Origin of the sequence: Streptomyces sp. NPDC005533 (genome assembly GCF_042871845.1) — a bacterium.
In the GTDB taxonomy this organism is placed as follows: Bacteria; Actinomycetota; Actinomycetes; order Streptomycetales; family Streptomycetaceae; genus Streptomyces.
On record NZ_JBIAJH010000058.1, the window covers coordinates 22,463 to 31,728 of the forward strand.

The following is a 9,266-nucleotide window of genomic DNA, read 5'->3' on the forward strand; positions in this document are numbered from 1 at the left end:
GTCCGTAACCCAAGTGCCGCGACGCTCGTTGTGCGGAATGCAGACCCCCTGTGGACACGCCCTGCCCGAAGCCGCTCACTCGAAAGTGTGGATGTGCTCAAGGAAGGCAACCTTCCGGACACCTTGGGGAGTCGATCGTCATGACGAGAGGAGGTGCCGCCAGTGATCGCGAACGTGACTCCGCACCGGCGGGCGAACGCCTTCGCCCAGGCCCTGGAGGATCGGACCCCGTCCGACCTTTCGGAACCGGACCCGGCGGCCGAGCAGTCCGAGGCACCTGCCGAACCTGCCGACCACGACCGGTTGTTGGCCCTGGCGAGCGTGCTCGGCGAAAGAATGCCGCGCCCGGTGCTGGACCCCGAGGTCAAGGTGGTGCAGCGAGCCCAGCTCGTTGCCGCCATGGAGGCCATGGTGTTGGAAGAGAGGGCCGGGGGCGGTGCCGCCTCGGACCCTCTGGTGCCCGAGCAGCGGACCGGCCGCGGCGCCCACCGGGCGACCCCGCTCCGGAAATTGCGGCCCCGCTCCCGCTGGTCCAAGGGCATCGCAGCGGGCGGCCTCACCGTGGGTGTGGCCGCGGGAGCCTTCAGCGGAGTGGCCGCTGCCAGTTCCGACGCCCTGCCCGGTGACCACCTCTACCCCGTGAAGCGGGGCATGGAGGACCTGAAGCTGGGGATGGCCGACGACGACGCGGACCGGGGCGAGCTCTACCTCGACCAGGCCTCGAACCGTCTCTCGGAAGCCCGCAGGCTGATGGAACGGGGGCGGCTCGGCGACCTGGACCACGAGTCCCTGGGCGCGATCCGCCGGGCCCTGGCGGGCGTGAAGCACGACGCGGAGGAGGGCCACCGGCTCCTCCAGGCGGCGTACGAACGGGACGGCTCGCTCGGCCCGATCCAGAAGCTGTCGTCGTTCTCCCGCTCCCACCGCGACGTGTGGGGCAAGCTCCGCGAGCGGCTCCCGGCACAGCTCACGGACGTGGGCGGTGAGGTGGAGTCGGTCTTCCAGGCCATAGACGAAGACGTGGCGCCGCTCCAGAGCCTGCTCCCCAAGCCGCCGGAGCAGACCCGCGGCACCGGCACGCCCGGCAGCACCTCCCCCAAGCCGGGCACCCCCAGCGGGGCGCACCCGTCGGCCCCGGCCGCAGGGACGCCCTCCGGCAGCCCCGCGCCGTCCCCCTCGGGCAGCACCCGGCCACCGGCCGGCGGCCTCCTGGGCGGTACGGGCGACCTGCTCAAGCCGCCCGCGGGAGAGTCGGCCCCACCCCCCTCGGGAACCCCTGAGCAAGCGCGGCCGGACATCACCCTCCCGCCCCTGCTCCCGGGCATCCTCCCGGGCCTGGGCCTGGGCGCGGAGGACGCGGAGTAGGACAGGGGCGGGGCTGCTCACGCAGCCCCGCCCCCGCTCCTCCGACGGCGGGTCAGAAGAACACGGACCGCCGCTGCACCAGCAGCTTGTACAGCGTGTGCTGGATCTGCTCCCGCACCTGATCCGTCAGGTTGAACATCAGCATCGGATCCTCCGCCGCCTCGGCCGCGTACCCCGCGGTGGAGATCGGCTCGCCGAACTGGATCGTCCACTTCGTCGGCAACGGCACCGCCCCCAACGGCCCCAGCCACGGAAACGTCGGCGTGATCGGGAAGTACGGGATCCCCAACAGCCGGGCCAGCGTCTTCGCGTTGCCGACCATCGGGTAGATCTCCTCCGCCCCCACGATCGAGCACGGCACGATCGGCGTCCCCGCCCGCAGCGCCGTCGACACGAACCCGCCCCGGCCGAAGCGCTGCAGCTTGTACCGGTCCCCGAACGGCTTCCCTATCCCCTTGAAGCCCTCCGGCATCACACCGACGAGCTCCCCGGCCTCCAGCAGCCGCTGCGCGTCCTCCGCGCACGCCAGGGTGTGCCCCGCCTTCCGGGCCAGCTCGTTGACCACCGGCAGCATGAACACCAGGTCCGCCGCCAGCAGCCGCAGGTGGCGCTGTGCCGGGTGGCGGTCGTGCACGGCGACCTGGAGCATCAGCCCGTCCAGCGGCAGCGTCCCGGAGTGGTTGGCCACGATCAGCGCGCCGCCCTCCGCCGGGATGTTCTCGATGCCCCTGACCTCGACGCGGAAGTACTTGTCGTAGAGCGGCCGCATGAGGGACATCAGGACCTGGTCCGTCAGTTCCTTGTCGTAGCCGAACTCGTCGACCTCGTAGTCCCCGGTGACCCGTCGCCGCAGGAACGCCAGCCCGCCCGCGATCCGCCGGTCCCAGCCGTCACCGGACCCCGCCGGAGCCGGCTCCGGCGCCGGCTCGGGGGCCGGAGCCGGCTCCAGCGGCTCGGGAGCGGACACCGCCCGCACCCGGCGGGGGATCCGCCGGCGCGGCCGGTCCTCGTCGAACGGAATGACCTTGGCGTCCGCCACTATCGCTTCGCTCCTTCACACGCGTCGGCATCGACATCCAGCCCGTCTGTCCCCAGCATGGCCGCCATCCGGTCCACGGCCCGCCCGACCCGCTCCGGCGGCAGCAGCCCGCTCCCGCGGCTGCGCGCGAAGTCCGAGAAGGTCTCCGCCGTCGTGTAGAGCGGCTCGAAGCCGAGGACGTCCCGCATCTGCGAGGTCTCCACGACCCGGCCGTGCGTGAGCAGCTTCATCTGCTCCGCCGAGAACTCCGTGACCCCGACCGCCCGCAGCGCGGAACCCACCCACGTCAACGCGGGCAGCAGCAGCGGCACCGTGGGCCGCCCCAGCCGCCGCGAGCACTGCGACAGCAGCAGCACGCCGTCACCCGCGATGTTGAAGGTCCCGCTGTTCAGCGTCCCGCGTCTGGGCTCCCGCGCCGCCAGCCCCAGCACTTCGAGGACGTCGTCCTCGTGCACGAACTGCAGCCGCGGGTCGTAGCCCAGCACGGTCGGCATCACCGGGATCGAGAAGTACTCGGCGAGCGCCGAGTCCGCGAAGGGCCCCAGGATGTTCGCGAACCGCAGGACGCACACCGCGACGTCGGGCCGCCTGCGCGCGAAGCCGCGTACGTACCCCTCGACCTCGGCGGCGTCCTTGGCGAAGCCGCCCGCCGGCAGCGATTTCGGTTCGGTGGTCTCGGTGAAGACGGCCGGGTCCCGGGAAGTGCCCCCGTACACGCTGGTACTGGACTTCACCACGAGCCGTCGCACCGTCGGCGACTTCTGGCAGGCCCCGAGGAGCTGCATCGTCCCGATGACGTTCGTTTCCTTGACGGCGCTGCGCGCACCGCCCGCGCCCGCGGCGCTCCCGGTGACCGCCAGGTGGACCACCGTGTCCACGGCGTGCTCGGCGAGCACGCGGGCGATCGCCGATTGTCTGATGTCCGTACGGACGAACTCCGCCGATCCGAGCCGGTGCGGCGGGGTCACCGCGTCCACCGCGATCACCCGCTCGACGTCCGGGTCACGCTGGATCCGGCGCACGAAGCGGCCGCCCAACTGCCGGGCTGCCCCTGTGACCAGTACGACCTTCCCCACGAGCTCAGCGCCTCCCTCGAAGAAGTCCCCCGGCTGCACCGCAGCCCCTCCACCAGGATGGTGGAGGGGCTGCGGAGAACACGTACAGCTGCCGTTTACTTCTTGTTACGGCGCTGGACGCGGGTGCGCTTGAGCAGCTTGCGGTGCTTCTTCTTAGCCATCCGCTTGCGCCGCTTCTTGATAACAGAGCCCACGACTACCCTCGCTCACTTCTCTTCATTCGGTGCGGGGCGTCGGGGCCCACACGACCTACGTCGGCCTAGCCTACCGTCCCGAGCTCTGAGCTTGTAATCCGAGGGCGTGCCGGGGTCAGTCTCAGGCCGACTCCACCCCCACATAGGACTCTCGGAGGTACTCGTGGACCGCGTTCTCGGGGACCCGGAAGGACCGGCCCACCCGGATTGCGGGCAGATGACCGTTGTGCACCAGCCGGTACACGGTCATCTTCGACACTCGCATCACCGAGGCAACCTCCGCCACGGTCAGGAACTGAACCTCACTGAGAGGCCTCTCGCCAGCAGCCATGACACACCTTGACCTTCCGCGCATGACGGGCACCGGCTTCCCCTCCGGTTACTCCTCGTCGTCGCACGCTCACTCCCCAGAGTAGGGGCGCGTGATACGAGTGGGGAAGAGGAGCTACGGCCACTCCTGCCGGGCCGTCAGGCTCGCCCTGTCGAGAACGTAGCGCGTAAGCGGTCGGTAGTAGTCCGCTCGCACCGCGTCATCAAGTGGAACGGCCACCGACACCCGCCCCTCGGCCTCCCCGACGAACAGTGCGGGATCATCCGTGTCCGCCAGCCCGATCGCCTCCACACCGAGCTGACCTGCGCCGCAGACCCATCCGTGGTCCCCCACGACCAGCTCCGGCAGCGGCCCGCCGGCCTCCGCGAGGGCCCCCAGCGCCACCCGAACCGGCAGCGGCGAATGGGTGTGCACGCCGGTCGCACTCCCCGGCAGCCGCGCGCCGGGCTCCCGCACCAGCGCGACCCCCCGTACGTATTCGATGCGGTACGTGCGTACGCCGAACCGGGTCGCCATGTCGACACTGACCCCCTGCGCAGGGGTGAGGACAACACATCCCGCCGCCGACATCGCCTCGGCCAAACCGGCGTAGAAGCCCAGGAGCCGGTGCGGATGACCGGTCCCGAACAGCACCGGCGACCGCGCCCGCGCCGCCTCCCGCAGCCGCCCCGCGAAGGCTTCCAGCGCGGCCACCGTCCGCTCGGGGTCGATCACGTCCGGCCCGCTGACGTGCGCGGGGTCCGCCGAGACACCGCACTTGTCCGCCATCAGCCTCAGCAGGTCACCCTCGCCCCAGCCCCCCTCCGGCTCCAGCCCCAGCAGCACCCGCGGATCACGCGCCGCGAACAGCCGGTAGCTGCGCAGGCTCTCCTCCCGGGAGGTGGCGACGGGCCCGGCCAACCGGGCGGCCAGCAGATGCGCACGCAGCGCGCCGGTGCTCAACACCCTCCGATGCTGCCCCCAACACATCTGGCAGGTCATCAATTCCGACGAACAGCCCCACAGTTGGCGTAACGATGCAGCAAGGTCAGCAAAGGGGGGTCAGGTCAGCATGCCGCGCAGCGGGAAGACCGCCCGACGCGTCGCGAGAACGGCCTGATCCGTACGGTCCGCCGGGTCGTAGCCCGCGTCCCAGTCCCGCCACGACGGCGTCCGCCCGTCCGTCATCCGGGCCGGCGCCAACTGCCGCGTCCGCGCGTACACCTCGTCCCGCCATGCCGCGGGCACCGCCACCGCCGGGTCCACCGGCCGGTGCGCGGCGATCCCCACCAGGTGCGTCCACGACCTCGGCACGACGTCCACCACCGCGTACCCGCCGCCGCCCAGCGCCAGCCACCTGCCGTCCGCGTACGCGTGCGCGAACCGGTGACAGGCCTCCTGGACGGCCCGCTGGGCGTCCAGGGACACCGCCAGGTGCGCGAGGGGGTCCTCGAAGTGGGTATCGGCCCCGTGCTGGGTCACCAGCACCTGCGGCCGGAAGTCCGCCAGCAGCTCCGGCACGACGGCGTGGAAAGCCCGCAGCCACCCCTCGTCCCCCGTCCCGGCGGGCAGCGCGATGTTCACCGCCGACCCCTCGGCCGCCGGCCCCCCGGTCTCCTGCGGCCAGCCGGTCTGCGGGAACAGCGTCCGCGGATGCTCGTGCATCGAGATCGTCAGCACCCGCGGGTCGTCCCAGAAGGCCGCCTGCACACCGTCCCCGTGATGGACGTCCACATCCACGTACGCGACCCGCTCCGCCCCCAGCTCCAGCAGCCGCGCGATCGCCAGCGACGCGTCGTTGTACACGCAGAAGCCGGCCGCCCCGCCGGGCATGGCGTGGTGCAGCCCGCCCGCGAAGTTCACCGCGTGCTCCGCCTCCCCGTGCCACAGCGCCTCCGCGCCCGCCACGGACTGCCCGGCGATCAGCGCCGACGCCTCGTGCATGCCGGGGAAGGCAGGATCGTCGACGGTCCCCAGCCCGTAGGACCCGTCGGCGAGCCCCGGGTCCCCGGACACCTCGCGCACCGCCGCCACGTAGTCCTCCCGGTGGACCAGCCGCAGCGTCGAGTCACCGGCCGCGGGGGCCGCCCGTACCTCCATCGCCCGGTCCAGCCCGAAGGCGCGCACCAGGCCCATGGTCAGCGCCAGGCGCACCGGGTCCATCGGATGGCTCGGTCCGAAGTCATACCTCGTTACCGCCTCGTCCCACATCAACAACCCGGTCACCGGCTCGCCGCTCATGCCCGACACCGTATCGGGCCTTGTCGGAGCCGAACGAGCGGGCTTGGAGCAAGGTCACCAGCACCAGCGCCATCGGCACCAGCATCGCGCCCCGGTAGCTCCAGGCGTCGCCGACCGCCCCGACGAGCGGCGACCCGATCAGGAAGCCGACGTAGTTGAAGATGTTGAGCCGCGCGACGGCCGTGTCGGACGCCCCCGGGAACAACCGTCCCGCCGCGGCGAAGGTCTGCGGCACGATCACGCACAGCCCGATCCCCAGCAGGGTGAAGCCGAGCATCCCCACCCACGCGCCCGGCGCGGCCGCGACGACGGCGAAACCGGCCGCGGCGACCAGCGTCCCGGCCCGCACCACGGCCGCGGCGCCGAAGCGGCGCACGCCCAGGTCCCCGACGGCCCGCCCGATGAGGGTGGTCACCATGTAGACGTTGTAGGGGACGGTCGCCGTCTGCTCCGAGCTCCCGAGCACGTCCTGGAGGTACTTGGCACTCCAGTTCGCCACCGTCGAGTCCCCGATGTACGCGCACGCCATCACCAGGCAGAGCGGCAGCAGCAGCTTGAACCCGCCGTCGCCGAGCCCCTTCTCCTGTACTTCGCCGGGGCCCGTACCGTCCACGTAGCGCCGGCTCAGCACCACCACCAGCGGCACCAGCACGACCACGGCCGGCAGATAGCCGGTGAACAGGCTCAGGTGCCAGTGCGCCCCCGCCCACGCCGCCGACGCGCCCAGGATCCCGCCGAGGCTGTACGCGGCGTGGAAGCCGAGCATGATGCTCCGCCCGTACGCCCGCTGGAGGCTGACGCCGAGCATGTTCATCGAGGCGTCCAGTGCGCCCACCGACAGCCCGAACGCCCCCAGGGCCACCGCCACGTGCCACATCTGGCCGCCGGTCCCGACGCCCAGCAGGGACAGCAGCACGAGCGGCTGCGCCCACCGCAGTACGACACTGGGCGGCACCCGCCTCACCAGGTGCTCGGTCGCCACGCTCGACACCCCGGCGAGGATCGGCACGGCCGCGAGGAAGGCGGGCAGCAGCCCGTCGGATATCCCGTACCGGTCCTGGATGGCCGGGATCCGGGTCACGAGCAGCGCGAAGGCCACGCCCTGCGCGAAGAAACTGAACCCCAGGGCGCCGCGGCCGCGCCGCAGCCGCACATCATCCGTCATGGCGGGTCAGCGTAGGCCCCGGGGCTACCCGTGGGTAGAGCGATCACACAGGCAGTTGCAGGAGCAGCGGGACCTGCATCATGTCCCCGAAGTAGCCGGTGGCCCCGGGCAGCTGCTCGGCGGGCAGCATCGCGGTGTACGCGTACACGTCCATGCCGGCGGCGACGGCGGCCTGGATCCCGCGGGGGCTGTCCTCGATGACGACGCACCGCGCCGGCTCGACGCCCATCTGCCGGGCCGCGTGCAGGAACAGATCGGGGGCCGGCTTGCCCTGGCCGACGTCGTCGGAGCTGAAGATCCACTCTTCTTCGAACCAGCCGTCGATGCCCGCCGCCAGGTGCCCGGCCCTGATCCGCTCGTGGCTCCCGGACGAGGCGAGGCAGTACGCGACCCCGCTCGCGGTCAGCGCCCCGAGCACGTCCTCGATGCCGGCGACCGGCTTCAGCTCCCGCTCGAACGCGGCGATGGTCCGCGCAACCAGCGTTTGGTCGAAGTCCCCGGGCAGCCGCTCCCCGGTCCGCTCCAGGACGACGTCGTGCACCCGGTGCACGGCCGACCCCATGTAGTCGCGGAGCGAGTCCTCGTACGTGGTCGTGTGCCCCAGCTCGGTCAGGTACCCGGCGAGGACGCTGTTGGCGAGCGGCTCACTGTCCACCAGCACGCCGTCGTTGTCGAAGATGACGAGGTCATAGCCCATACCCCAACCCTACGATCCGTCAGCGCGGGTGGACGGCAGCCCAGTGCTGGTAATCGGCTGAACATGCAGGGCGTCGTGCGGGCCTCCCGCCGTGACCGGCAGCTGCGCAGCCGCCGTCGCCACGCCCGTGTCCGCCCCCGTGAGCTCAAGATCCGGGCCCCTGGCCGACGATCCCTCCGGGGCCGCAGCGGAGAGGAGCACGGTGCGCAGCCTCGGCACGATCGATCTGGCCATGCAGCCCAGCTATCGGTACATCAACTGACCGATAGGCGCTGCCGGCGGTGGGGGCGGCGAGCGGGACCGTACTTGGCGAACACACCGGCCTTGGCCGAGGAGATCCTCAAACACGCCAACGGCACCTACACCACCCCGCAGAACCTGCTGGGTGAGTCCGTCGAGGGCCGGGGGACATCTCCGGAAATGACGCAGTGGATGCACGCGCGCAGCATCCCACCGGAGAACGGATGGCGGCGACGGTCGCCCGGCCCGCCGAGAACTGGCGGACGCGGTCCGGGCTGGAGATGGTGCCCGCCCTGGAGGACCTTGCCGCGCAGCTCATCGCGGAGTTCTGCCTGGGCCCGAAGACCGGCGAGGTCCCCGCTCTGGTCGCTCACCTCCAGGACGCGCTCCAGCCTCCCGCCCTTGATCTTCCCTCCAACTGGCCGTCGCGCCGCAGCCAACAGCTGCACCGCACTCATCACTCATCTCGCCCTGACGGCGGAGGTGTCCCGACTGGTCGAGCTCCGCCGGAGTCGCATGGCTGTTGCTCGTCGGAGTGGTCGATCAGCCCACGGAACTCGCCGGCTACCCCATGCGCCCGGGCCACCGGGTCGCGGTCAGCCCGTTCTTCATCCATCGGGATCCCGAACTCTACGACCGCCCGATGGAATTCCTCCCCGACCGCTGGCTACACCGTTCGTCGACGGCCTCGCCAGCCAAGTACGCGAACATGCCCTTCGGCGGCGGACCCCGGATCTGCCTCGGCGCGCACCTCGCCATGGTCAGCAGCCGCGCGGACTGACGAGGGATACACGACCACGGAGGCCCTGAACGCAGAAAAGCCCCGCACCGAACCCCGAAGGGTTTGGTGCGGGGCTTCCCGCAATGATTGTTCGGCGGCGTCCTACTCTCCCACAGGGTCCCCCCTGCAGTACCATCGGCGCTGAAAGGCTTAGCTTC

10 protein-coding genes are annotated in these 9,266 nt (G+C 71.4%); 2 read left to right on the forward strand and 8 right to left on the reverse strand.

Annotated elements, in window-relative coordinates; translation table 11 throughout:
* Nucleotides 1-162 precede the first annotated feature (162 nt).
* On the forward strand, nt 163-1,365 hold the full coding sequence (locus tag ACFYP3_RS33690; RefSeq protein ID WP_388841129.1) for a DUF5667 domain-containing protein: 1,203 nt from the start codon (nt 163-165) through the stop codon (nt 1,363-1,365).
* 52 nt (nt 1,366-1,417) lie between these two features.
* On the opposite strand, the gene ACFYP3_RS33695 is transcribed toward ACFYP3_RS33690, so the two are convergent.
* From ACFYP3_RS33695 to ACFYP3_RS33730, 8 genes are all read right to left on the reverse strand, one after another.
* Nucleotides 1,418-2,404 (reverse strand): lysophospholipid acyltransferase family protein, encoded by a 987-nt coding sequence (locus ACFYP3_RS33695; RefSeq protein ID WP_388841132.1) that lies wholly within the window; start codon nt 2,402-2,404, stop codon nt 1,418-1,420.
* Nucleotides 2,404-3,480, reverse strand: coding sequence for an NAD-dependent epimerase/dehydratase family protein (locus tag ACFYP3_RS33700; protein ID WP_388841135.1), 1,077 nt, complete (start codon nt 3,478-3,480; stop codon nt 2,404-2,406). Before ACFYP3_RS33700 ends, ACFYP3_RS33695 begins: the two co-directional genes overlap by 1 nt.
* A gap of 95 nt (nt 3,481-3,575) precedes the next feature.
* Nucleotides 3,576-3,674 carry a 30S ribosomal protein bS22 gene (locus ACFYP3_RS33705; RefSeq protein ID WP_003948845.1) on the reverse strand — a complete coding sequence of 33 codons (99 nt, stop codon included), beginning with the start codon at nt 3,672-3,674 and terminating at the stop codon, nt 3,576-3,578.
* A 121-nt stretch (nt 3,675-3,795) separates the two neighbouring features.
* On the reverse strand, nt 3,796-4,005 hold the full coding sequence (locus ACFYP3_RS33710; protein ID WP_008738568.1) for a helix-turn-helix domain-containing protein: 210 nt from the start codon (nt 4,003-4,005) through the stop codon (nt 3,796-3,798).
* Between the two features lie 114 nt (nt 4,006-4,119).
* Complete coding sequence (locus tag ACFYP3_RS33715) at nt 4,120-4,950, reverse strand: phosphatase (RefSeq protein WP_388841138.1); 831 nt, start codon at nt 4,948-4,950, stop codon at nt 4,120-4,122.
* A 96-nt stretch (nt 4,951-5,046) separates the two neighbouring features.
* Nucleotides 5,047-6,195, reverse strand: coding sequence for an acetoin utilization protein AcuC (locus ACFYP3_RS33720; protein ID WP_388841149.1), 1,149 nt, complete (start codon nt 6,193-6,195; stop codon nt 5,047-5,049).
* Complete coding sequence (locus ACFYP3_RS33725; protein WP_388841141.1) at nt 6,167-7,390, reverse strand: MFS transporter; 1,224 nt, start codon at nt 7,388-7,390, stop codon at nt 6,167-6,169. The genes ACFYP3_RS33720 and ACFYP3_RS33725 overlap by 29 nt, the downstream gene beginning before the upstream one ends.
* 43 nt (nt 7,391-7,433) lie before the next feature.
* Nucleotides 7,434-8,087 (reverse strand): HAD family hydrolase, encoded by a 654-nt coding sequence (locus ACFYP3_RS33730; protein WP_388841144.1) that lies wholly within the window; start codon nt 8,085-8,087, stop codon nt 7,434-7,436.
* A 763-nt stretch (nt 8,088-8,850) separates the two neighbouring features.
* On the opposite strand from ACFYP3_RS33730, the gene ACFYP3_RS33735 reads away from it, so the two are divergent.
* Nucleotides 8,851-9,108, forward strand: a complete 258-nt coding sequence (locus tag ACFYP3_RS33735; protein WP_388841147.1) for a cytochrome P450 — start codon at nt 8,851-8,853, stop codon at nt 9,106-9,108.
* The last annotated feature ends 158 nt before the right edge of the window (nt 9,109-9,266 follow it).

What these genes read in the sequence shown, in the direction of transcription:
- ACFYP3_RS33710 (WP_008738568.1), bottom strand. Translation starts at nt 4,005, where the DNA reads ATGGCTGCTGGCGAGAGGCCTCTCAGTGAGGTTCAGTTCCTGACCGTG.
- ACFYP3_RS33720 (WP_388841149.1), bottom strand. Translation starts at nt 6,195, where the DNA reads ATGTGGGACGAGGCGGTAACGAGGTATGACTTCGGACCGAGCCATCCG.
- ACFYP3_RS33725 (WP_388841141.1), bottom strand. Translation starts at nt 7,390, where the DNA reads ATGACGGATGATGTGCGGCTGCGGCGCGGCCGCGGCGCCCTGGGGTTC.
- ACFYP3_RS33730 (WP_388841144.1), bottom strand. Translation starts at nt 8,087, where the DNA reads ATGGGCTATGACCTCGTCATCTTCGACAACGACGGCGTGCTGGTGGAC.